Raw genomic sequence first — 23,849 nt, 5'->3', positions numbered from 1 at the left:
TCCTTAATTCTGTGACAGCTTCGTAAAACGTAAGTTGAGTAGTGCTAACCCACCAACAAGTAAGAAGATCAAGGTTGCGATGGCACTAGCCAAACCGAAGTCTTGACCACCAGCTCCTTCAAACGCAATACGATAGGTATAGCTTACGAGTAAATCGGTGTAACCGGCTGGCTCTGAAGTACCAATCATATTCGGGCCACCTTGTGTCAGAAGTTGAATCATCACAAAGTTGTTAAAGTTAAACGCAAAGCTCGCAATGAGTAACGGAGTCATTGGTTTGATCATGAGCGGCAATGTGATACGGGTGAAGTTGTGTAAAAAACCTGCACCATCAATCGCCGATGCTTCATATAAATCCTCTGGAATCGCTTTCAAAAGACCCATACACAAAATCATCATGTAAGGAAAACCAAGCCAAGTATTGACGATCAGCACCATACTTTTAGCGAGAAAGGGGTCTGAGAACCAGCTAGGACTAATGCCAAAAATACTGTTGAGCACCATATTGATCTCACCAAAGCTTTGGTTGAACAAGCCTTTGAAGATCAAAATAGAAATAAAGGCAGGAACAGCATAAGGCAGGATTAATAGCACTCGGTAAACGGCGCGGCCTTTAAGCTCTTCCCATTGCACGACACTGGCTAGCACCAAACCAATCATGAGAGTAAAAATCACGGTTAAAGTCGAGAAAACGACCGTCCAAATAAAGATGTTGATGAAAGGCTCTTTAATACCGTCATCTTTCCATACACGCTCAAAGTTATGTGTGCCAATTTTCACCACAAAACCAGGCGATACTGTCGCACCGATAAATTGACCACTTTCGTCCACTGGTTGATAAAAGCCAACATCCATATTCGGCCGTAGTATTTCGCCTGTTTGATTATTGACCAGCGTTTCGCCATCATCTTGCATGGTGTAAAGCGGCGATACGGCGGCAAACTTGCGCAAGCCACTCATGCGTACATCTTCACCACTAGGGAAATGCAGATCAATTGAGCTCAACGTAGCACGGTGATTAATAATGGTTTTAATCGGCTCTTTGGTGCCCTCAATACCCTCAATAGGTTGAAGGTCCATATCGGTCACCGATAAGCCATTTAAGGAAAACACGTCGGTAGCGAGCGTCTGCTCTCCATCTTCGATTGCAATTCGATAACCACTTTCCGTTTTGTATAGAGTGAAAGGATAGCTTTCCCCGCCCTGATAAGTTCGATCCAACAGCACGGTTTGTGCACGTTCTAAAGAGAGTTGGTTTTTAGCACTGTAGTTAGTAAAAGCCAGACCAACGGTGTAGGCCAAAGGAAAGAGGATGAATAAGATCATTCCCGCGATACCCGGATAAATATAGCGGTGTGCGTAAGTATGTTTACTGCCGAAAATATAAAGGGCCAGAGCGGTAAGAATGAGAGTAAGCAGCGCAAAGGCGAGCTCACCGCGAGAATACATAAGAATAGTGGCGTAACCGTTAACGATACCAACCGTACCTAATAATGCCCATTTAATGAGCACATTTTTACTGGAAGGAAGTGCCGTTTCGGGTGCTGACAAAACATCTGTACCTTGAACTGACTGCATAGAAGAACCTGCTAGCGATATAAACGTAAAATGAAGGAGAGGTTACCCTCTCCTTAAGGGCTGGACCAAAACCGAATTATTTAGTCATTTGTTTTTCTGCATCAGCCAGTGCGGCATCGACAGTTTGGCGGCCATCTACAATATTGATAATTGCACTTTTCGCGCTGCCCCAAAATGCATTCATCTGAGGGATGTTCGGCATAATTTCGCCATTCATTGCGTTATCCATTGTCGCGGCGATGCGTGTATCTGCATCAAGCTCACGTTGGAAAGAGTTAAGAGCCACCGCACCAAGAGGTTTGTCATTATTGACCATGCGCAGACCATCATTGGTGAGTAAGTAGTTTTCGATAAACTCAATCGCGAGATCTTTATTTGGAGAAGCGGTGCTGATACCAGCCGTCAATACGCCCACGAACGGCTTGGAAGATTGCCCGTTAAATTTCGGTAATGTCGTCACACCGTAGTTAATGCCTGATTTTTCAATGTTGCCCCAAGCCCACGGACCGTTGATCGTCATTGCCGTTTTACCTTGGTTAAACGCAGCTTCAGAAACAGAGTAGTCCATATCCGGAGAGATCACGCCTTTGTCCACTAAGCCTTTCACGAAGTTCATCGCGTCTTTTACGCCTTTATTCGCGATACCCGCATCTTTCACATCATAGCCATCAATCGTGTATTTGAATGCGTAACCGCCATCAGCCGCCATAAGAGGCCATGTGAAATACGGTTCTTTCAAATTCCACATGATGGCCGTTTTGCCCTCTTTCTTAAGTTTGGCGTTCAACGCTTCCACTTCTTCCCAGCTTTTCGGTGGGTTTGGCACAAGATCTTTGTTATAGATGAGAGACAAGGATTCTACCGCGACTGGGTAGCCGATGATTTTACCGTTGTATTTCACCGCATCCCAGGCAAAATCCACGATACCCTCTTGAATCGCTTTTGAAGGTTTAATTTCAGCCAGCAAGCCAGCTTCTGCATAACCACCAAAACGGTCATGAGCCCAGAACACAATATCAGGTCCATCACCCGTTGCTGCGGTTTGTGGGAATTTATCTTGAAGTGCGTCAGGGTGAGCCACGGTCACTTTGATGCCCGTGTCCGCCTCAAATTTCTTACCCACTTCAGCCAAACCGTTATAGCCTTTATCACCATTAATCCAAATGGTGAGTTGTCCTTCTTCAATAGCAGCATGTGCACCAAACGAACCAAGAGCAACTAGAGTACTTAGCGCGACTGTGCTTAGGGCGTTTTTCATGTTCATATCCTTTTTATTTTTGTGTTGTAGGGCTCACCAACAGGTTTCGCCGTATTTCGTCATATATAATCAGAGAAAACCTAACTTGACTCATCCTCCTACGCCCTACGCCCTCGATATTATGGACTATTTTCGTGATCATCATCGCTCAAGGTTAGAGAGCTCAATCACAAAAAAATACCTTTTTGTGACATGCTTCCACTTAACAGCCATTAATTATTTGAACTGGATCTAACTCAGCCCTTAAACCCCTCCTCCATCGCATCCATCGCTACTCCCCCCTATAAAAAACTCAATTAGGAGGATGTATCAAACACACACATCACACAAAATACAGTCATCCCAGAGTGGATAGTAAGAGCCTTTTCCAGTAACTCATCGTTTACTGGCTTACATCGCTAGATTGGTTTGCTGTCATAAATGAGCGTTCGTGGTAATTGATTTTATAACGGGGGAGACGCTCAATGTGCAGGGGAAGTGAACTAAATCATTGGCATGGATGGGTGATGCTTTCTTCAAACTCCCTTAATTTGAAGACATCACCCTTTTTCTTACATTATTAACCACCTTACCCAATTCCTGCTGTCATTGCCTGCAAGAAAACTCATATAATGATGGGCAGTGATTTATAAAAAATATTGATCGAGGACGAGCTCTATGGCGAGTGTCACGTTAAAAAATGTATGTAAAGCATACGGTGATGTATTAATTTCTAAAAATGTCGACTTAGAAATTCAAGAAGGCGAATTTGTCGTCTTTGTCGGTCCGTCAGGTTGTGGGAAATCCACTCTACTGCGTTGCATCGCAGGCCTAGAAGATATCACCTCGGGTGACTTGTTTATTGGCGATAAGCGAATGAATGATGTTGAACCTTCTAAACGTGGCGTCGGCATGGTATTTCAATCCTATGCGCTCTACCCGCACCTTAATCTTTTCGACAACATGTCTTTTGGCCTAAAGTTGGCCAAAGCCGATAAAAAGGAGATCGAGCAACGTGTTGAGCACGCCGCCGATATTCTCCAGCTCAGCCATTTGCTTGAACGTCAACCTAAGTCTCTTTCAGGTGGCCAACGTCAGCGTGTCGCGATTGGGCGTACTTTAGTCTCACAACCGAATGTCTTTTTGCTTGATGAGCCGCTGTCTAACCTAGATGCAGCGCTGCGCGTACAGATGCGTTCAGAGATAACCAAACTGCAACGCAAATTGGGCTGCACTATGATTTACGTTACCCATGACCAAGTCGAAGCAATGACAATGGCTGACAAAATCGTGGTCTTGGATGCTGGTTTCGTATCACAAGTAGGCAAACCACTTGAGTTGTATCATTACCCAGAAAATCGTTTCGTCGCAGGCTTCATCGGTTCTCCTAAAATGAACTTCATGAGCGTATTCATCGAAGATGTCGAAGCCGAACGCGTGAAAGTTCAACTATCTAATGGAACCTCATTTTGGATTTTGGTCGATGGCACCACGATCACTCGCGGCGAGCGTATGTCATTAGGTGTGCGTCCAGAGCACTTGCTGAGCGCTGAAGATGGCGACGCGAAAATTGAAGGCAAGGTGATGATGGTTGAGAAACTCGGTAATGAAACACAAGTCTACATGAACTTGAAAGGCTCTGATTCTGATGTAATTTACCGCCAGCCTGATACTTTGGGCGTTGAAACAGGTGATACATTGACAATTGGTATTCCTGGGCATCGCTGCCACCTCTTCCACAGCGATGGACGTGCATGCCGCCGCCTTTACAAAGAAAAAGGCATCGAAGCCGAATAAAAAGAAATTCAGTTAAGAAAATAAGACAGCCCCTATCAAAGGGGCTGTCTTATTTAAAAATAAATAAAATTTAATTAAACTCTTCAATGCCAATATTATCTTTTGCCCATAATAATGCCTGAAGTCTATTTTTAGCATTTATCTTTTTAAATACATTATGTAAATGTGTTTTTACTGTATTTTCACTTACAAACAACTCATCTGCAATTTGCATATTAGATGCACCACAGCCAAGTAGCTTAATTATTTGCTGCTCTCTTTTCGTTAATTTAGCATAAGCTTGAGAGGTAATAGATGAATTACCTGCACGATAATGCTGTATATATTCCTGAGCCAATTTTCGATTAAACCACATTTCATCATCAAGCACTTTTTCCATGCCCTTAACTAAAGATTCAAGCTGATCATTGGTATAAAATACACCCACAAGATTCTGCCATTTAAAGAGCATTTTAGGTTCAATATCTAGCGGGCAATTAATAAGCACTTCTTTTGCATCAGGGTAGGATAAGCGTTTAAATGCTGAGTAATCAGCAAAATTATTTTCATCAACGCGAGAATAGTCGATAATAACCAATTGAATTTTATAGGATGATAGACTGTTATCATTCATCCACGTATCGCAAAGCGGAGAGATATCAATACTAATCGGCAACTTTGACTCTAGCGAATCTTTAAGTAAGCGAGACTGCATACAAACATCAGAAAGCAATCGAACGTTAATTTTTTTTTCTTCACTCATTTTAAACTCCTAGATCATACCGCTCACTTGATAAAACTAACGTTAAGCGACTATAAGTCAATATCTCAAAATAACCCGCTCTCATTTTAATAAAAAACCTCATGAATAAATCCATTTAATTCATGAAGTTATTGTGCATTCTTATTTATGAGAACAAATGACTGTTTTATTTATATACCTTACTACTTGAAGTAGTTTTGGTGTAGTAGGCCATTCTATAAAAGGTAATGGAATAAAAAGATAAAGAATCGAGTGTCATTCCTAACGAATGAAAAGCACCACGCACTTCTGGTTTTGAGAAAAAGCGTGGCACTCACTGCTCATTGGCCATTACTTTAAAAATCAACGTCGATGAGAAAATCACCCTATTGAGGCTAGGTCCGATATAGAACTTTTACAACATGCCAACCAAACTTGGTTTTCACCAAATGGGGTGTCAGTACCTCTCCAGTGAAACAGATTTTATCAAATTGAGGTACCATCTGCCCCTGACGAAACTCACCCAGATCGCCCCCTTTTTTACCCGAAGGGCAGGTAGAATATTTTCTGGCTAATGTTTGAAATTTCGCTCCTTTTTTTAACTGAGCGATAATATCTTCAGCTTGTTCTTTATGCTTCACTAAAATGTGAAGAGCCGCTGCCGTTCTTGCCATCATTTTTCTCAATAAATTTGCTACTGCAAATAGTGTAACGGATGCTTTTCAAGAGTCCAGCCCCAATGTAAGAGTGCAAAAGATCAATAAACATACGGTTATACTGTTTATTTGCATTTAACGCATTGCCGTCAGTAAGAGATCGTTTAGTATTAAGCATAAGAAACAACGTTGAGTAAGGTGTTATGGCTAAAACCCCCAGTAAGGCAAACCAATCCCAAGGCATGTTGATGTTCACATTGAACGCTCAGAAACAGCTTTTTGCTATCGGGACTCTGAAAGTACGAGAGATTGTCCCTTACATGCCAATGACACAAATCCCATATTCTCATCACCATGTGATCGGAACGGTGACTATCCGTAACTTGACGGTACCTGTCATTGATATGGCTGCCGCCATTGGCTTTAGAGCAATTCAACCTAGCGAATATAAACAATGCTACTTAATCGTGACGGACTGCCTGCGAACTGTAGTTGCGTTTATGGTACGTAGCATTGAGAAAATCATCGAGTGTGACTGGCGAACAATCGAGTCTTCACCTGCAGTGGCGGGAAAAGACGTTTTTATCACTGGCATAACCCGCTATCAAAAACAGATTGTGCAGTTACTTGACGTCGAATTATTACTTTCAAAAATTTATCCACAGTATGAATCAACTAAGATCCCGATGCTGACTGATATTGAACGTGAGCGATTAAAAGCACTGCGTATTTTACTGGTGGATGATTCATCTATTGCACGTAAACAATTGTCAGATGCCTTAGACAGTATCAACATCCCTTACCAAATCTGTAAAAATGGGCTTGATGCCATTGAACTGATGCGTCAAGACGCTCAACATCAACGTGCGATCGATTTGCTGGTCAGTGATATTGAAATGCCGGGCCTCGATGGATATGAACTGGCCTTTGAGGTTCAAAATGATCCAATGCTGAGCCATGCTTATTGTATTCTTCACACCTCGCTTTCCAGTGAGATCTGTTTGGATAGAGCTCACCAAGTCGGAGCCCACGAAGCTTTGGAAAAATTTAACGCGACAGAATTAATAGAAGCGATGCTGCGTGGCGCAAAAAAACTGGAACAACGTAAGGATACCGCTTAATCAAGTTTTGCTTGCACAAACAGAGCCTGAAGCGCTTCTCTATCTGATTTTTTCAGTTTACTCACTACAAGCTGATAAGAGCGTTCACATAATTCCTCTAACATCATCTGGTCAACATCTCCGTTTAACTTAACGGAGATCCAGTGTCTTTTATTCATATGATAACCAGGACGAATAGCGGAAAAGGCACTGGTCAGAACTTCACCATCTTCGGGAGTGCACTTCAATGTCACAAACGGCTCTTCTCTCGACTGAGAAGTATAGGCAAACATTTTACCGCGAATTTTGAAAACCAACGCGTCAGGACCAAACGGATAGCTACTTTCTACCTGAGGTAAAATATCCAAAAATGATTCAATATCATACATCTCCATCTATTACTCCTTGATTCAGTAACCAACTTATTTTAATCATTCAGCGATTCAATATATAAAAAACCCCCTACTATGTCTGTCTGTTGTGTTTGATCTACATCAAGAATCGATTGTTCACTGTAAATAAAAATTCAACTTCAAACTTTAGTTGCATTTTTTTAGCGCATAACTTTGGGATATCCGCTAATCTTAGCGGTATGAATATCTGTGACTGTCTATTAATTTTACGATAATGACCAGCGACGACTTTAAGAGATCTACAGCCAATTTAAAAAAAGCAGTACCGTTGATGATGAAAAATCATGTGGCGGCAACACCTGCTAACTATGCACTTTGGTATACCTATGTTGACAACGCCATACCTCAACTCAATCGAGAACTCGATTCTGTATTGGAAAACTTTGGCCTTTGTCCTCCCGCGGCAAGCTCTCAACTCTATAACAGCTATGTCGCATCGCGCTCTGAAACCAGTTTAAGCACGCTACGCAACAACATTGAAGTGTTAGTCAATGAAGTCGCAAGTTCAATGTCAGATACCCTAACCGATACCAGCGAATTTGCCAGAGTGATTGATAAAAGTTTTAGCGAATTAGAACGAGTCGAAAACGATGATTTATCGATCGAAGAGGTGATGAAAGTGGTTCGCCAATTGGTCACTGAATCGCGAGATATTCGCCATTCAACTCAGTTTCTAAATGGTCAACTTAATAGTGCCAGTAAAGAAATTCATCGACTGAAAGAGCAGCTTGCCGAGGTGCAAAAAGAGGCTTTATTCGATGGATTGTCCGGTTTATATAACCGCCGTTCGTTCAATGATGATCTCTTTACCCTAATAAGCGCGCAGCAACCAATAAGCCTGATCTTATTAGATATCGATCACTTCAAATCTTTTAATGACAATTATGGCCACCTATTTGGTGACACCGTCATCAAAGGCATCGCTAAAAAGCTTCAGAGTAGCTGTCGAGATGGCATTACCGCCTACCGATTTGGCGGCGAAGAGTTCGTTTTAATTGTTCCAAATAAAACACTGCGCATTGCCAGACAGTTTGCAGAATCACTGCGCCGTTCGATAGAAAAAATGAGCGTGAAGGATCGCCGCTCAGGAAACCAAGTTGGTAATATTACCGCCTCTTTTGGTGTGACAGAATTACAACTAGGTGATACGCCCGAGTCTTTGATAGAAAGAACCGATAAACTGCTCTATGAAGCAAAACAATTAGGCCGCAACCGTGTTATGCCGCTTTAATCGCTTCAACCTCTTATGGGTAGCTGAAAAGCAATCACAATTTCCATAAACCTCAATTTATGGATAGAAAAGTAAAAGGGGCACCACGCCCCATTTAATCCCAATACGCATCTATAACCTAAGCAAGGTTAAAACTGTAGTTTAAGTGGTAGTCTTCACCATCTTTTGCGGTGTACTCCTTATCTTCACTACAAGCTTGAGGCTTACCCTTTTCATCACCTTTGACTAGGCTTATCCAGTGGCGCATTGCGGCGCTGGGCATTTCTTCCACCGATTGGGTAAATGTGGTACACGTTTCTAACTGAATATCATTAATCTCTATCAGTTCAACGCGCCCAGTCCCTTTAGTGCAGCCTAACATCACTTCAACATGGCTACCACTTCCATCACGGAACAAGATCGAACATGGTGACTCCTTTTCACCATTGAAGGCAACAAAATGTTTTGGATGCTTCAAACCACTATGACGCCCATCCTTGAAATAAGCCAACACATGGCGGTAATCGATCACATAACTGGTCACATCTTGATGAGAGCCCGTCGCCAAAGGGAACAATCTATCGAGTAGTTGCTTCGCTCTACTCTGCTTTTCATTTTGTTGATTAGCACTGATAGTCTCGACGGCGAAGACGGCTTCAGCGATAAAGGGTTTATCTAGTTTTTGGATTTCTGTTTTATCGAATGTCAGCATATTCATCGTCTTTTCCTTATAGGTAACTCAACATTTTGTGTTCTAGAGCAATTATTCCAAACTTGCGTTTAACCTTTGTGCAAATTTGTGACCTTGCTTACTTGGTAGATTAACCAATTTTTTACTACAATTTCACAACAAAAATTTTACAGTGTGAATTTTACAAAATGGCCTTATCAAAAAGCTTAGTTCGTCAGTCACATTTCTTAGGGACAAAAGTCAGAAACTTAAGAAAGCGCAATCACCTAACGATGGAAGACTTATCGGCACGCTGTATTCGTATCAACCCAGAATACGCCCCCTCCGTTTCATACCTTTCGATGATTGAGCGTGGAAAACGGGTGCCTAGTGTTGATATGTTGGAGGTCATTGCCCAAGTTTTCCAAAAAGATCCCGCTTGGTTTTTAGATGATGAACCAGGTCAAACGGATATTACTCCTGACAAGGGTAACAGAGGTGGGATCAGCGGTATGGCTCTTGAACCTAGCTTTTTATTCTCAAATGATATTTTACAAATCGCAATCCCAGAGATGCTTTCCCAAACCGGGATCACTGGCAAACAGTTTGCTCATCTATTGATCCGTGCTCACCAAGAGAGTTTACAAAACCACTTCCCAGATCTTGAGCGAGCAGCAGAAGAAGTGGGTTTAAAACGCTTAAACTTAGCTGTTGAAGATCTGATCGACATCGCCAAAAGCCTTGGTTTGGTTATCCGCTGGGTCACGAGAACCCCGCAAGATGTTGTTGATGAGCTTGGTGTTAGCGCCAAACAACTTATTACCTCTTTTTTTGAACCACCATGCACGATCTACCTCAATGAAATTCTACGTGAGTACCCAACTCGCCTAAAGTACGACCTCGCGGTGTATATTGGCCACAATATTCTGCACAGCAAAGAGGGACTAAAAAGTGTCTTAACGGTTGGCCACACAAACAGTTGGGAGGAAACGCCTGATGCCACCGCCACCTGTGAATTAAATTCCCAAGATATCCTTCAGGCATGGCGAGATTTTGAATCGAGTTTTTTTGCTGGCGCACTACTGTGCCCCAAAGTGCCTTATCGACAACTTCTTGATCGCAGCGGCTACGAAATCGATGTACATTTGAAAGCAGGGGTTTCTCCTTCCGTTGCGATGAGACGCATGACGGTCGTGTCACCCTATCCGCATTGGCACTATTTCGATGCTTATGGTGAAGGCAAATTAAAAGCGGTTTATCGTGGTAATGGGATCCCTCTACCGTGGGGGAATATGCGTAAAGTGAATGACCCTTGCCAGCATTGGGCCGTGTTTAGACGTCTTTCAGAGCCGAAAAGTGGCAGCTCTGCGCAAATTTCGATTTTGAATGTAGGTGATGAGCCGAGAATATATTGCTGTGAATCCGTCAATATGATCGATCCAGCAGGCAATAATCGAGTGCTATGCGCTGGAATAGATTTGAATCCAGCCATCAATGCACAAGGTGGGGATGCTCACTCAATTGCTGAGGAGCTCAAAGCGTTATGCGTCAGCAACGGCGGAAGCTCTCTTATTCCAAGACATATTAAAAAAGATCTCACGACTATTGCTAAAATTCTTAATATTAATTGGATTGAACGCGGAATTGAAAATAATGCGCGCTTAATCTGCTCACGCGGTGCTGTCTGTCCAAGAAAACCAAGCTGCTATGAGAAATGCGCTGGCTAGTTGCAGAGCGTAAAAATAAAAAAAGCCAATCACAAAAAGTATGATTGGCTATTAATAAGTGTGAACAAAAATAAGGTTCACTAACAACGTCAGTTGGCTAGGTGACCCTCGGCTTAGAAGGGTCACTTACTATATAGCAGGATGCATGCCAACTTTAAAACTGCCAAAAAACACCTTATCTGTCTACTTTATGAGCGGTTTCATTACAACGTGTCGCATAATAAATTTGCATTTTGCAATTAAATTTCAAAATGCAAATCTGAATAAACGATTTAGTAGTACTGCTGCCTCTTTTCTTGATACATCCGCTCATCAGCCAGTTTCAACATCGCATCCACATTATCAAATTCTGGGCTAAATGCGGCTGCGCCTACACTGACATGTAGGTTAATTAAGTGCTGCTCATAAATGACTGGCGCATTACACAACGCACTTTTTATTTTGAGACTGATCCGCTCAATATCATCGTTATCCGATACTCGAGACAGCAAAACCAGAAACTCATCACCGCCAATGCGTGCAACTAAATCCGAAGAACGCAATACGCTTTTCACTCGCTCCGCACAAGCAATCAACACCTTGTCACCCGCCGCATGCCCATAGGTGTCATTGATCGATTTGAACTTATCAATATCAATGTTGAGGATCACAAAACCAGCCGATTGGTCCATTTTGATAGCCTGCTCAAAATATCGATCAAGCGTATACATGAAGTACCGACGGTTAGGAAGCTGAGTTAATTCGTCATGAAGTGCTCTTTCATTAGCAATAGAGTACAAGCGATATATCGTAATAAACGCCGCAACCAACAAGATTAAGATCGGATAGCCTAGCAACCGTACAATGTGAACCTGATACCAAGGCACTTGACCTAAAACATCGCTTTTCTGCGCAACAGCAATTTCCCAGCCGCCATAGGGAAAATGAACACTTTGTTTTGCAAAAGCTTTCGTGAACACCTCTTGTTCACCAAAAAATACCTCGCCTTCCGAACCAGTACTGTCTACCCCACGTATCGCCAAATTAAAGCGGTGAGTAAAACGTTCAACGCCAGTGGAAAGTAGTAGAGAATCTAAATCGATCACGACACTGCATACCCCCCAATATTGTTGGTTATCAGGAGGGTCAGTAAATATAGGAATCCGAGCAACAAGGCCTCGCCCACCTTGAACCAGGTTCACAGGGCCTGCAATGAAGATCTCTTGGATCTCCCTTGCTTTTAAGATCGTGGCCCATTGTTTGGGAACGGTACGGTAATCTAAGCCTATCGTTTTGTGATTTCCGCTCAATGGATAGGTGTAACGAATCACATCATCAGGCGCAAGCCCAATCACGCGCAAATGTCTACCTTCATGTAAAATATTAGCCGCAATTTTTTCCCAATCTTCGAACTGAGAATGGGCGTTAATCGCAATTAAGCTGGTTAGCCCATTTGCTACATAGATGTCAGACAAAATGGCAGCTTCTAACTGAGCTCGAATAATCGAAAGCTCTTCCTTTGCTCTGGTTTGAAGATTATCTCGGATAAAACTTCGTTGATTGAAGTTGATAATTTCGATCAACCCTCCACAAAAAATGATGAAGGCAACGAGAAGCAAATTGACAGACCACTGTTTGCCTGAGATATGTCTCATGCAACTCTCCCTCACTAGCCTGTAGCGATCACTACATGTGTATGGTTTTACTTGCTCTATTTAGAATAGTGCTTCTTACTTAAGATTAACGTAATTAATGAGGGAATACCCAAATTAATTACAAATTTGTTGATATAACCAAATGAACTCGTAGCTTTTTGCTAACATAGCCATATTTTAATTCATCAATTTGCATAGCGTAAAAAGCACAATCAGCTAAACGCATTATCCTAACGACGGCTCAAAGCGGTCATTTTACGCACACCTGACATATCACCAACAATAATAAATCTATGAAATGCTAATGTTATTATGAATATTAGCTTAGAGGTGTGTTTTCATCATGTTATTAAAAAAGAGTGGCCTATTTCTGGGATTAGCTATTACATTGTGGTTGCCTGCCTCTGGCTATGCAGAGCCGGCGTCAACAACGAATAACACTTTTTCTGAATCTGCGGAGCTTATTCGTCAAACCTATGAAGAGCAACTTTTCACATTGCCGGCATTCAAAGAGGGGCACTATGGGTTACGGATGTATCGCCAAACTCTAGACCCTAAATATTCAGCAGCGGTGTGGAGTGATCTTGCTCGCGTGGCGAGCCGACTTAATCAATTTTCCGCAGAAGTTTCAACTGCTGAACAGGTTTTTCTCTACTCTGAGCAACGTTTGGCTGGATACCTCGATGACGAAGATGAACGCAGCCAATTACGCTATATCGCCACTAAACATATGCCAGAATACCTCTACTTAGGCGTCGACCTATTAGGCTCTATGGCCCGTGCCAACGAATATGGTTTGAAACATAAAGAAGATCAGCTTTTGCGCCAAGTGATCCGCCGTTATGATTTTACTAAGTACGCCACTGATGAAGAAATGATTAAAGCGTGGGCCGCACAACTTGCTAACCAAGTCTATTGGTTACGCCAGTTAGGTGAACAAGATGTCGTACAACCATTCATTGATAGCTTTAGGAAAACATACCCAGATTCTGCTGATAAAGCACTCTCCGCGCAACAATATGGCAATAAACTGTATGGCATGACACACATTATTTTTGCCGATTCGGAATACTATCAAAATCCCATTAAAGAGCAGCAGCATCAATGGATCTTCGACTACTTTCGCAATAATATCGATACCATTTTGCTAAGAGCGAAGGAAGATGTGGTTGCTGAAGTTGGGATCACTTTTCTACTCGCAGGTTTAGAAAAAGATCCTGTTGTAGAAAAAACTCGTCTCGCAATTCAACAAGCGATTGATAAAAAGAAAGGGATGATCCCCTCTACCTCAGGTGTGTTTGACCTTGCCGACGGAGAGCACCGCAATGTACTTGCCATTATGTTACTTGACTGGCAGAAAACCAACCAAGCGCCCACAGTGAAAAATAATCCTAAGGTATTTTCTAGCCTGCCTTATGGGCTCATCAGACAGTAGCAATAAGCGGGTTAAGCTGATTTAAGCTGGTTTGACGATACTGAGGATTTAAATAGCTTCGGGATAAGAATTCCGGTAAAAGTTGCCATCACAATCAAGCCCAATCCTACCATTTGTGTTGGCAAGTACTGCACATTAAAAAACAACTGTTGCCATAAAGCGGTAAAAAGCAAATTGGTAAAAATTAACGGAGCGAGCTGCGAGCCAGAGTGTGCCAGACGGTAGGCTTTGGCTCGAAAAATTTGAGTGTTGATGACTAATATAGAGACTCCGCTCAAGGCAATAACCACAGCTAACTGCTGCAAGCTGCCCCAGGTTTGTTGAAGTACATTCACGTCCGAGGTAGGAAGAAATAACAAAGGTAGTAATAAGATTGATGCACATACAAACGTCCAAGCATTGATATCAATAGATCGCATATCACTTTTCGTCGCTCGATATAAGCTTAACTGCGATCCCGCATTCAGCGCTCCCGCAAGTAAACCGACCAATAACTCCATCCGTAAATGGATGCCCGAAACATCGCCAGCCAGCAGTAACACACCGATAAATGTAATGGCCAAGCTCACAACCGTGCCTGCTTTCATCACTACACCAAATATTAATTTTTCTAACAAAGGAATAAACAGTGGACCAGTGCTGAACAATACGACACTTTCCACCAAAGAAAGGTGCTGAAGTGAGTAAATAAAACAGAGCTGACAGCCTGCAATGCATACTGAGCGAACCCACAGAGCCCGTTTCATACCTTTGGGAGGAAAACGGAAATGAGTCAAGCTCATTACTCCCAACAATATAAGCGCGGGGACTAAAAATCGGAGAAAACTGAGACTTTGTAGCGGTATCTCATGTGCAAGAAACTTAGACAGTAGCCCTGTCAATGACAAGCTAAATGTGGAGGACAACATAAATAATGGGGCCAAAATTCGTGGGTTCATACAACTCTCCTCTAGTACAGCCATCATAGAACAATGACGAAAGGAAAAATAACGAGTAATATTAACCAAACCTGTAAGAGAAACTTACCAATGCGAAAACTACCTCCGCTCAAGTCACTCTACTCATTTATTGCCGTAGCAGAAACAGGCAGCATGACAGATGCAGCAAAGCACCTTAATGTTAGTCATTCAGCCATCAGTCAATCAATAAAAGCATTAGAGAACCAGCTAAACCAGCCGCTATTCAATCGCGTTGGGCGTCACGTCGTACTCAATAATGCTGGTCAAAAATACTATCGGAGAATTGCGCCTGCTTTGGAGCAAATCGTTGAAGCAACTGAAGTGCTTATGAGAGATGAGCGCCATAACCGACTGACACTCAACATGGTCAACTCATTAGCGCTGCACTGGTGGATACCACGAGTTAACCGCTTTCAAGAGCATGCGCCACATATAGACGTGAGAATATCGAGTTTAACAGGCACTTTTTCTCTAACATCAGAGAACGTTGATATCGCGATTGTTCATGGTAAACAAGATGAGTGGCAAGACTACTATTGTGAGAAACTTGCCGAAGATGAATTGGTGCTGGTATGCAGCCCTGAACTCATAAAACCTGACCTCATAAAGCAAGGTGATAAGCAGACGCTTTCATCCATACTTAAATGCCACCCAGCGATTATCGCTGTGAACGAGCGCCGCAAAAAAGACTGGCAAATTTGGTGCGATGCTTATCAACTTACCATGCCAGCAAGTCGCAAAAACCTATCATTTGTCTCTTCAGCACAAGCCGTACAAGCAACTATCCGCCAATTAGGTATTTTCGTTACCCATCGCCTCTTTGTAAAAGATGACATCAAGTTAGGCCTACTACAAGAACTCGGTTCCGCAGTGACTAATCCCTATCAAGACTACTACTTCGTTTGTGCCAAAGAGCAACTGAAACAAGAGAGTATCTTAGTGTTAAGAAGTTGGATCAAAAAAGAATTTGCGATGTAACTAAATTTGTAATGTAACTACAGGACGGCTTAGATTTTTTTGCTATATCCACATTTGCTTATATTCATTTTTTTATAAAAAAATAATGGCTTAAATAATGACTTATTTGAACAACGTTAAAATAATCGACAAAACATGCTGATAATACAATAAGTTATAAGACCATTGATCACCGATTATTAATAGCCTAATGACTTAACGAAAACGCCAAATGATTAGCCATTGTATTTTTTAACTGACTCCATGCACTTCGTCCGCAAAACTCTGTTATTTATTCTAGACTTAACTCGGTATCTAATACTTTAGGATAGCATCGAGATCGAGTATGACTGAACTGGTAGGTAGACATTTAGAAGAGATGGCCAATATGCGAGCGTCACGCAAGCGTAGGGTCGTTGCCTTATGCTCATTTGTGTCTGTGCTACTTTTCGCCTTTTATGGCATTCTTCATTTTCTTGAACAGCAATATTACCTGAGCATTTTTAATTTATTATGCTTGATCGCCATTGCCTCTAATTACCTTTATTTCTACCATCACTCTGATAACACCTCCTATGCCGATTTATTCCTCAGTGCCATCTTGTTAACAAAAGGGGTCATATTACTACTATATGGACAGCATATGGTCGGCAATGTGCTGTGGTTGTTTCCAATTATTGCGGCGGTGATCTTCATTAATGACTTTCGAATAGGCTTAGTTTTTAGCTGTAGTTTCTTTATGCTAATTGGCGTCTCAGTACAACTCTCCGGTGCCGATATTCTTCCTCAATATCTCCCCATAGATCGGTTTTTTCTCAGTCTCATCGCACTCTGTTGCATGTGTCATATTTCCTCTTACTACTACAACAAAGCGGTTTGCTATATCCAGCATCTTTATCAAGAGGGAATTGAAGACCTTGCCTACACCGACCAACTGACTGGGCTCGCCAATCGTTGGAGTTTCGAAACTTGGGCACGTGAAAAACTCTCCCAGCAGACTGATAAAAAAACCATCACCGCACTCGTCTTTCTAGACATTGATAATTTCAAGTCCATTAATGACAGCTACGGACATGAGGTCGGGGATCGAGTCTTGCAATATTTCGCCAATCGTTTAAAAAACAACGTCCGAAATAAAGACCGGAAGACCGATAAACACGATTACTCCATCGCGAGATTTGCCGGAGATGAGTTCGTGCTACTACTTTACGATATCAAAACGGTTAAGGATTTGGATGGTGTTCTCAACCGGATTTGTTATCTGTTTGAGGATAAATATCAAGGGTCAGAAATGATCAATAACCTCACCGTCAGCATCGGCGCTGCTTTGTTTCCTTCTGATGCTGATAACTTGGCCGAGCTGACTCGGTGCGCAGACAAAGCGATGTACGCAGCAAAACACAACGGCAAAAATCAATATCAGTATTACCAACATATTTCACTTGACCATACTGAAGCATCTACTGCAACCCATTCAGCAACAGTGACACCAATAAAGAAAGCTAGCGAGTCATATACATAATCCACAAACCTACTGCACATACCACCACCATCCATGCGGCGTAGCGTGCTGTATTAGGTTTATTTGGTTTAGGGTGAATCACTGGCCTCATTGCCGCACGCCTTGCTGCTTCAACAATGGAAACGTCTTTATCACTGAGCTGTTCAAGCGTATCGCGATTTTTCTGCGCTTGATTAGCCACCTTGGTAAATCGGTGCATCTGCTCAAGCGTAAAATCCTCTTTGGGATCATAATGCGGATTCTGATCTTCATGTTTGGGCAACATAGACATTGGGCATCCTCCTCGTGATCCAACCTACTTTAATTATAGCCCCCCTCAAGATATGTTCGAATTTCTCGACGAAGACCTTCAAAACACAGCGCTCTTCTTTATCAGCACCTTGTCTTAGACTGATGTTATACCGACAAGGAGAATCATTATGCTAACGCAACGTGAAATAAAACAGATAATCCCCGCACAACCCACTTCGGATGGAGATGGCGTAAAAATTAGCCGCGTTGCTGGCTTTAATAACGCTAATTTTTCACCATTTTTAATGCTCGATGAATTTAAATCTGATCAAAAAGCCGATTATATTGGCGGATTCCCTCCTCATCCACACCGAGGAATCGAAACTCTCACTTATATGCTAAATGGGCATTTCCAACATCAAGATCATATGGGTAATGTCGGTGAATTACGCTCTGGAGGTGCCCAATGGACGGCCGCAGGAAGAGGTGTTATTCATAGCGAGATGCCAATCATGACTGAAGGTCAGTTGCACGGTTTTCAGATTTGGATCAATCAGCCTGCTAGCCAAAAAATGGCGCCAGCGCAATACCACGACTTTCAACCCGAAACCATTACCGAATACCACTCCCAAGAGGCTGGCCTGCTGAGAGTACTTGCGGGTGATGTCACTTGTGGCAACCAGATAGTAACTGGCCCATTAACAAAAACGGGCGTTAAATTGAGTGTAGCCGACTGGCAAGCAACACCGGGTAGCCAATTAGAGATCGCCACTCCAAATCACTTTAATGTCATGGCATTTACCTACAAAGGCAATGCACAGCTAGGCAGTAAAGTGTTGAAGCAAGGCGAGCTAGCGTTGCTCTCAAAAGGTGAGTTCTTAACATTAAAAGCCAATGATACGAGCGGAGTATTGTTGCTAATGGGGCAACCCATTGATGAACCTGTAGTGCATTATGGGCCGTTTGTAATGAACTCATTTTCTGAGATAGAACAAGCAATTAAAGACTACAACTCAGGTCTGTTTGAACAGTATTAATCATAGGGTAGCCATCCGGCTGATCTTAAGTGTCATTTTGGGGTTCTCAGAAAGTTTGCCTATACTCAAGTAGTAAATTTGACGAGAGGCACGAAATATGTGGGTATTGACTAGAAATATTCTCATTTCATTGGCAGCAGTGCTGATCAGCTCAACGCTTTTTGCTAACACCCTTAAAGCTGATTTTAGGCATCGACCACCAGAAATGGTGATCAGTCCAGATGGTCAAAAAATCAGCGGTCCATTAAAGGAAATCATTGAAGAAGCAGCAAAAAATATAGGCTTCGATATCGAGTGGCGAAACATTCCATTTCCTCGCAGCCTTGCTACTTTAGAAAATGGTACTGTTGACATTGTTCCACGTGTCATACGAACAGCAGACAGAGAAGCATTTGTTCGCTTTATCGGTCCTATAAGTGAGCAAACACGGAATATTGTTTTTGTCACTCGCAGTGATGGGCCAGCAATCAACAATTATCAAGATTTACGAGAGCTGAATGTCGGTGTGAAAAGAGGTACCGCTTATTTCGAAGCGTTTGATCAAGACAAAGAGATAAATAGAACGGTTGTTAATGATGACTTCAACCTAGCAAGAATGCTAGAGGCAAAGAGAATAGATACCGTTATCGTATTGGATTTACCTGCGCTAGAAGTGGAATTAAAAACAATCAATTTTAGTAACTACCAAGTAGCAACCTACTACTATCCAAACACTATCGGCAACTATTACGGTATGCCTAAAAGCCATCCACAAGCGGATGCATTACAAAACGCTCTGTCTGAAATGGTAAAAAGTGGAAGGATCGAAGCCATCTATGCAAAATTTGGCTTAACAGCTCAATAAGAAATAGGGCTTTTAAGCCCTATTTCAACTACAAATATTCGCACAAATAAGCTGTTGCTTCGGCAACTTTCAAATCAAAGGACGAATTCTCAGCGACTTCAAAAGATTCATTCGCTTTAAATGTAGACCAATGTTCATCCCCTAAACGCTTTATCGTTAACGAACCTTTGATGACTGTCATACGCTCAGGAGCCGCCGTGCCAAAGGTGTATTCGCCAGGAGCCATTACGCCCACCGAACTGTCACCACTTTGGTGAGCAAAACCTAAAGATTTAACAGCCCCGTCGAAGTATGTGTTTTCTTTGATCATTTCTCTTCCTTGTAAAATAAACCACCAAAATATGGTGAATAACACGTTTGTAAGCCGTTTTATCTGAAATCGTAAAAATACACAAGTAGCAATTGGGATTAAACAAATAGTGAAACGCGACCTATACTGATCAGTAAGTCAACAAAATTCATGATGCAATGTTCATCTTGTCATCCATTAGTACTAGTTTTGGAAAAAAGATCATATTTTCCAGTGTGACATTTGCTAAACCACACGACATATTCCACTCTCTAACCTTGTTTTAATTGGTTAGCCTTACCGGTACTAGTCGCTGATTGATTACGTTATGGAGTGGGAATGGCAGTTAAGGGTTTCACGCATGCAAATAAAGCCTCTTCAGGTCACCCTATGAAAAAAAAGTGGGTATTAAAAAGTGTTTTTTGGATAGTGCTGTTCACTATCGCAGCTGGTTTTGCCACTTTACTTTTAGTGAGCTATCAAGAGTATACAAGCCCCAAAAATGTCTATGGTTCATGGATCGAAATCGGTACACCCAGCTATAGCACTGAGGTCCTAACTCTCAATTCAAATGGCGTGTTTCGAAATAATCGCTTAGTCAGCACTCAGTTTGAATATGATGGGGATAAAATTGTGATTAACACTGGTAGTGGCGTGACCATTTACCAACTTGCTGGGACAACAAACTCCCCCCAACTCAAGCGCATTGAACCTGTCATGCCTTTACAACGCTTTATCAAACAAGGCTATGAAAGCACGGTGGAAAACGATGAAAACGGCGACCCAAGTAAAAATCGTCGTTCAGCATTATCTGAGCACTTTTCACAACCATAGTGCTTAAAGTGACGCGATCAGGGCTGAGTCTAAGCCTAAATAGAAAAGCCCCCAAATCGGGAGCTCTGTTGATACTTTATATTATAGAGTGACGCCATATTTAGCGTGCGCGACGAGCCTCTACCGCATCAGCCAACTGACGCAATACCACTTCAGTGTCATCCCAGCCAATACATGCATCCGTAATCGATTGACCATAAGTGGCCGCACAACCATCCACGAGATCCTGACGTCCTTCAACGAGATGAGACTCAATCATCACACCAAAAATAGCATGTTCACCCGATGCAATCTGCTCGCTCACATCCTGTGATACCACCAGTTGACGCTGGTACTGTTTAGAGCTGTTTGCGTGGCTAAAGTCAATCATCACTTTTTGTGGTAAACCGGAGATTTCTAGTTCCTGCTTGATAGCCGCGACATGTTGAGCGTTGTAGTTTGGCTCTTTACCACCTCGTAGAATGATATGGCAATCAGGGTTGCCTGCCGTTTGAATGATGGCCGAATGACCATACTTAGTGACCGACAAGAAATGGTGCGATGCACTGGCAGAGCGAATCGCATCAGAAGCGATTTTGATATTGCCATCTGTCCCATTTTTAAACCCAACCGGACAAGATAGACCCGATGCGAGCTCACGGTGAACTTGAGATTCTGTTGTACGAGCACCAATAGCACCCCAACTGATAAGGTCAGCCACATACTGCGGTGTGATCATATCCAAAAATTCGCTCGCTGTCGGCATCCCCATATCGGTCAAATCAAGCAGTAACTTACGCGCCATGCGTAAACCATCGTTAATTTTATAGGTATCATTTAAATGAGGGTCGTTAATGAGCCCTTTCCATCCGACGGTCGTACGAGGTTTTTCAAAATAGACACGCATGACAATTTCAAGGCGATCACCTAGTTCATCGCGCAACACTTTAAGACGTTTTCCATATTCAACAGCCGCTTGAGGATCATGAATTGAACATGGGCCAATGATCACCAATAAGCGATCATCTTTATCTTGTAGAATATTATGAATGGCTTCTCGAGCCTGAAATGTGGTTGAAGAAGCAACTTCTGTTGCCGGAAACTTTTCTAGAACCGCAACAGGAGGTAATAACTCTTTAACTCGTTTAATTTTTACATCATCAGTCTGAAACATTGCTTACTTCTTCCTTATTCTTTTCTACTGCCTACCGAACAACGGACAGGTTGGATCTATACGCAGCCTTGCTTTCGGCTCTCCCCTGTAACTTATCTACTAAAAACCACAACTTCAATCATTATTTTCAAAAAAAGGCAATATTGGCTACTTTTTTACAAAATTATCATTGCGTAAAAAAATAGTTACACTCTTGAGCTGGAACCCACAAATTAACGCTAATATGAGCTTCGTAGGTGCATTATCTCGTTGATATTGCTAAGGTAGGTGATAACAAAATAGCAACAAGATATTCAACCATGAATGCGATAGAGTTTGAAAAAGTAAACAAGTGGTACAATAATTTTCACGCTTTGAAAGACATTACTCTTCAGGTTCGTCGAGGGGAAATCTTAGTCGTTTGTGGCCCTTCAGGCTCAGGAAAATCAACATTAATCCGAACGGTCAATGGGTTAGAAGCTATCACCGCGGGCAAGATCACCCTGAACTCTAACCATTCCGACATCACACAGCCTGCGGGAAAAATCGGTATGGTTTTCCAGCATTTCAACCTTTTCCCTCACTTGACGGTGATTGAAAACCTTATTTTAGCTCCAATTCGTACACTGAAATTGAGTAAGCAAGCCGCAAGACAAAGAGCGAGCCATTTTTTACAGCGAGTGAATATTCTTGACCAAGCTGACAAATATCCGGTGCAATTATCTGGCGGTCAGCAACAGCGTGTTGCCATTGCACGCTCACTCTGTATGCAACCAGAAATTTTATTGTTTGATGAACCCACTTCAGCTCTCGATCCTGAAACCATCCAGGAAGTGCTGGATGTCATGGTAGATCTTGCTCAAGATGGCATCACCATGATGTGCGTCACTCATGAAATGGGTTTTGCCCGAAAAGTAGCGGATCGCGTCATTTTTATGGATGAAGGAAGAATTCTCGAGATCGCTACGCCGGAAGAGATATTTCGTCAGCCAAAACACCCAAGAACTCAACAGTTTCTCAACCAAATATTGAGCCATTGATGATAAAAGTACTGATAAAACCAATCTTCTCCGCTCTAGTACAGATAGTTCTACTGCTTGCGGGGATGGTATGGCTACTTGATTCTGGCGCACATGCTATGGGTTACCAGTGGCAATGGTATCGTGTGCCTGATTTCATCGCTTTTTACGACGAGGGGGAATGGTGGCCCGCGGAACTGCTCGAAGGGTTAGCCGTTACGGTGCAAATCTCAACGGTCAGCCTATTTTTTACGCTAGTCATTGGCTTAACAACCGCTTTGTTGAAGCTTTCCAATTCAGTGGTAGGGCGTTGGCTGGCCAATATTTATATTGAGCTTATCCGCAACACGCCGCTACTGGTGCAGATATACCTGCTCTATTTTGTGTTTGGCCCAGTGCTGGGCTTAGATCGCTTCTCTACCGCCATTTTAGCTTTGGCACTGTTTCAAGGCGCTTATACTGCCGAAGTGTTTCGTGGTGGTTTAAACAGCATTCCGAAGGGACAGTTTGAAGCGGCACGAACATTAGGGCTTTCTCGTTTTTATACCTATGTTGATGTGATCTTACCGCAACTTATCCAACGTACATTACCTCCACTGACCAATGAAGTCGTGTCATTAATTAAAAACTCGTCTATCGTCAGTGTGATGGCTATTTTTGACTTAACCACTCAAGGTAGAAATATTGTCTCAGAAACGGCGATGCCATTTGAAATATGGTTTACCGTCGCTGCAATTTATTTACTGTTAACTCTGTCTTTATCAGGGTTTTCAGCATGGTTAGAACACAAACTCGGGGCGCAATGGCGCGCTCAATAATCATCCTTAAAAGGAGAACATCATGCAGC

Annotated in this window: 23 protein-coding genes; 12 read left to right on the top strand and 11 right to left on the bottom strand. The window is 42.4% G+C overall.

Annotation, left to right across the window (positions count from 1 at the left end; genetic code table 11):
* Window positions 1-3: 3 nt before the first annotated feature.
* Together malF and malE are read right to left on the bottom strand one after the other, a co-directional pair.
* Window positions 4-1,578 (bottom strand): maltose ABC transporter permease MalF, encoded by a 1,575-nt coding sequence (malF, locus tag AACQ75_RS01825; RefSeq protein ID WP_088733512.1) that lies wholly within the window; start codon window positions 1,576-1,578, stop codon window positions 4-6.
* 76 nt (window positions 1,579-1,654) lie between these two features.
* Window positions 1,655-2,836, bottom strand: coding sequence for a maltose/maltodextrin ABC transporter substrate-binding protein MalE (gene malE / locus AACQ75_RS01820; RefSeq protein ID WP_026027705.1), 1,182 nt, complete (start codon window positions 2,834-2,836; stop codon window positions 1,655-1,657).
* Window positions 2,837-3,493: 657 nt separating this feature from the next.
* On the opposite strand from malE, the gene malK reads away from it, so the two are divergent.
* The gene (gene malK, locus AACQ75_RS01815) at window positions 3,494-4,612 is read left to right on the top strand and encodes a maltose/maltodextrin ABC transporter ATP-binding protein MalK (protein WP_017045996.1); all 1,119 of its coding nucleotides are present in this window, start codon (window positions 3,494-3,496) and stop codon (window positions 4,610-4,612) included.
* Window positions 4,613-4,682: 70 nt separating this feature from the next.
* Here the strand turns inward: malK and AACQ75_RS01810 are convergent, their stop codons facing one another.
* Window positions 4,683-5,354, bottom strand: a complete 672-nt coding sequence (locus AACQ75_RS01810; RefSeq protein ID WP_170889377.1) for a LuxR C-terminal-related transcriptional regulator — start codon at window positions 5,352-5,354, stop codon at window positions 4,683-4,685.
* Window positions 5,355-5,728: 374 nt separating this feature from the next.
* The gene (ppiC, locus tag AACQ75_RS01805) at window positions 5,729-6,007 is read right to left on the bottom strand and encodes a peptidylprolyl isomerase PpiC (RefSeq protein WP_026027858.1); all 279 of its coding nucleotides are present in this window, start codon (window positions 6,005-6,007) and stop codon (window positions 5,729-5,731) included.
* Window positions 6,008-6,192: 185 nt separating this feature from the next.
* Between ppiC and AACQ75_RS01800 the strand changes: the two genes are divergently transcribed.
* Window positions 6,193-7,110 (top strand): chemotaxis protein, encoded by a 918-nt coding sequence (locus AACQ75_RS01800; protein ID WP_170889376.1) that lies wholly within the window; start codon window positions 6,193-6,195, stop codon window positions 7,108-7,110.
* Here AACQ75_RS01800 and AACQ75_RS01795 read toward each other — a convergent pair.
* Window positions 7,107-7,484 (bottom strand): MmcQ/YjbR family DNA-binding protein, encoded by a 378-nt coding sequence (locus AACQ75_RS01795; RefSeq protein WP_017045994.1) that lies wholly within the window; start codon window positions 7,482-7,484, stop codon window positions 7,107-7,109. The genes AACQ75_RS01800 and AACQ75_RS01795 overlap by 4 nt on opposite strands.
* 232 nt (window positions 7,485-7,716) lie before the next feature.
* Here AACQ75_RS01795 and AACQ75_RS01790 point away from each other — a divergent pair, with 232 nt between their 5' ends.
* The gene (locus AACQ75_RS01790; protein WP_170889375.1) at window positions 7,717-8,733 is read left to right on the top strand and encodes a GGDEF domain-containing protein; all 1,017 of its coding nucleotides are present in this window, start codon (window positions 7,717-7,719) and stop codon (window positions 8,731-8,733) included.
* Window positions 8,734-8,851: 118 nt separating this feature from the next.
* Here the strand turns inward: AACQ75_RS01790 and AACQ75_RS01785 are convergent, their stop codons facing one another.
* On the bottom strand, window positions 8,852-9,430 hold the full coding sequence (locus tag AACQ75_RS01785; RefSeq protein WP_170889374.1) for a hypothetical protein: 579 nt from the start codon (window positions 9,428-9,430) through the stop codon (window positions 8,852-8,854).
* Window positions 9,431-9,591: 161 nt separating this feature from the next.
* Between AACQ75_RS01785 and AACQ75_RS01780 the strand changes: the two genes are divergently transcribed.
* Window positions 9,592-11,109, top strand: a complete 1,518-nt coding sequence (locus AACQ75_RS01780; protein WP_013868076.1) for a DUF3612 domain-containing protein — start codon at window positions 9,592-9,594, stop codon at window positions 11,107-11,109.
* Between the two features lie 272 nt (window positions 11,110-11,381).
* On the opposite strand, the gene AACQ75_RS01775 is transcribed toward AACQ75_RS01780, so the two are convergent.
* The gene (locus AACQ75_RS01775) at window positions 11,382-12,758 is read right to left on the bottom strand and encodes a diguanylate cyclase (RefSeq protein WP_017045991.1); all 1,377 of its coding nucleotides are present in this window, start codon (window positions 12,756-12,758) and stop codon (window positions 11,382-11,384) included.
* A 328-nt stretch (window positions 12,759-13,086) separates the two neighbouring features.
* Between AACQ75_RS01775 and AACQ75_RS01770 the strand changes: the two genes are divergently transcribed.
* A complete protein-coding gene (locus AACQ75_RS01770) occupies window positions 13,087-14,178 on the top strand; it encodes a DUF3541 domain-containing protein (RefSeq protein ID WP_094124469.1) in 1,092 nt (363 codons plus the stop codon).
* A gap of 11 nt (window positions 14,179-14,189) precedes the next feature.
* Here AACQ75_RS01770 and AACQ75_RS01765 read toward each other — a convergent pair whose 3' ends face one another.
* Entirely contained in the window at window positions 14,190-15,116 is a 927-nt protein-coding gene (locus AACQ75_RS01765) for a DMT family transporter (protein WP_170889373.1), read from the bottom strand.
* Between the two features lie 90 nt (window positions 15,117-15,206).
* Here AACQ75_RS01765 and AACQ75_RS01760 point away from each other — a divergent pair, with 90 nt between their 5' ends.
* Together AACQ75_RS01760 and AACQ75_RS01755 are read left to right on the top strand one after the other, a co-directional pair.
* On the top strand, window positions 15,207-16,115 hold the full coding sequence (locus AACQ75_RS01760; RefSeq protein WP_017045988.1) for a LysR substrate-binding domain-containing protein: 909 nt from the start codon (window positions 15,207-15,209) through the stop codon (window positions 16,113-16,115).
* Between the two features lie 325 nt (window positions 16,116-16,440).
* A complete protein-coding gene (locus AACQ75_RS01755) occupies window positions 16,441-17,616 on the top strand; it encodes a GGDEF domain-containing protein (protein ID WP_017047428.1) in 1,176 nt (391 codons plus the stop codon).
* Here the strand turns inward: AACQ75_RS01755 and AACQ75_RS01750 are convergent.
* On the bottom strand, window positions 17,597-17,887 hold the full coding sequence (locus AACQ75_RS01750) for a hypothetical protein (RefSeq protein ID WP_013868082.1): 291 nt from the start codon (window positions 17,885-17,887) through the stop codon (window positions 17,597-17,599). The genes AACQ75_RS01755 and AACQ75_RS01750 overlap by 20 nt on opposite strands.
* A 148-nt stretch (window positions 17,888-18,035) precedes the next feature.
* Here AACQ75_RS01750 and AACQ75_RS01745 point away from each other — a divergent pair, with 148 nt between their 5' ends.
* On the top strand, window positions 18,036-18,884 hold the full coding sequence (locus AACQ75_RS01745; protein ID WP_170889372.1) for a pirin family protein: 849 nt from the start codon (window positions 18,036-18,038) through the stop codon (window positions 18,882-18,884).
* Window positions 18,885-18,981: 97 nt separating this feature from the next.
* The gene (locus AACQ75_RS01740) at window positions 18,982-19,728 is read left to right on the top strand and encodes a substrate-binding periplasmic protein (protein ID WP_013868084.1); all 747 of its coding nucleotides are present in this window, start codon (window positions 18,982-18,984) and stop codon (window positions 19,726-19,728) included.
* 28 nt (window positions 19,729-19,756) lie between these two features.
* Here AACQ75_RS01740 and ppnP read toward each other — a convergent pair whose 3' ends face one another.
* Window positions 19,757-20,038, bottom strand: a complete 282-nt coding sequence (gene ppnP, locus AACQ75_RS01735) for a pyrimidine/purine nucleoside phosphorylase (protein ID WP_026027338.1) — start codon at window positions 20,036-20,038, stop codon at window positions 19,757-19,759.
* Between the two features lie 369 nt (window positions 20,039-20,407).
* Between ppnP and AACQ75_RS01730 the strand changes: the two genes are divergently transcribed.
* Window positions 20,408-20,851 carry a DUF2850 domain-containing protein gene (locus AACQ75_RS01730; protein WP_170889392.1) on the top strand — a complete coding sequence of 148 codons (444 nt, stop codon included), beginning with the start codon at window positions 20,408-20,410 and terminating at the stop codon, window positions 20,849-20,851.
* 100 nt (window positions 20,852-20,951) lie between these two features.
* On the opposite strand, the gene aroG is transcribed toward AACQ75_RS01730, so the two are convergent.
* A complete protein-coding gene (gene aroG / locus AACQ75_RS01725; protein WP_170889371.1) occupies window positions 20,952-22,004 on the bottom strand; it encodes a 3-deoxy-7-phosphoheptulonate synthase AroG in 1,053 nt (350 codons plus the stop codon).
* 299 nt (window positions 22,005-22,303) lie between these two features.
* Between aroG and AACQ75_RS01720 the strand changes: the two genes are divergently transcribed.
* Window positions 22,304-23,023, top strand: coding sequence for an amino acid ABC transporter ATP-binding protein (locus tag AACQ75_RS01720; RefSeq protein ID WP_047687789.1), 720 nt, complete (start codon window positions 22,304-22,306; stop codon window positions 23,021-23,023).
* Window positions 23,023-23,820: an amino acid ABC transporter permease gene (locus AACQ75_RS01715; RefSeq protein WP_029189977.1), complete on the top strand. Its 798-nt coding sequence runs from the start codon at window positions 23,023-23,025 to the stop codon at window positions 23,818-23,820. The genes AACQ75_RS01720 and AACQ75_RS01715 overlap by 1 nt, the downstream gene beginning before the upstream one ends.
* Window positions 23,821-23,849 lie beyond the last annotated feature (29 nt).

Origin of the sequence: Vibrio sp. B1-2, assembly GCF_963888445.1 — a bacterium.
Taxonomy (GTDB): Bacteria; Pseudomonadota; Gammaproteobacteria; order Enterobacterales; family Vibrionaceae; genus Vibrio; species Vibrio anguillarum.
This window is presented reverse-complemented; position numbering and strand designations above follow the sequence as displayed.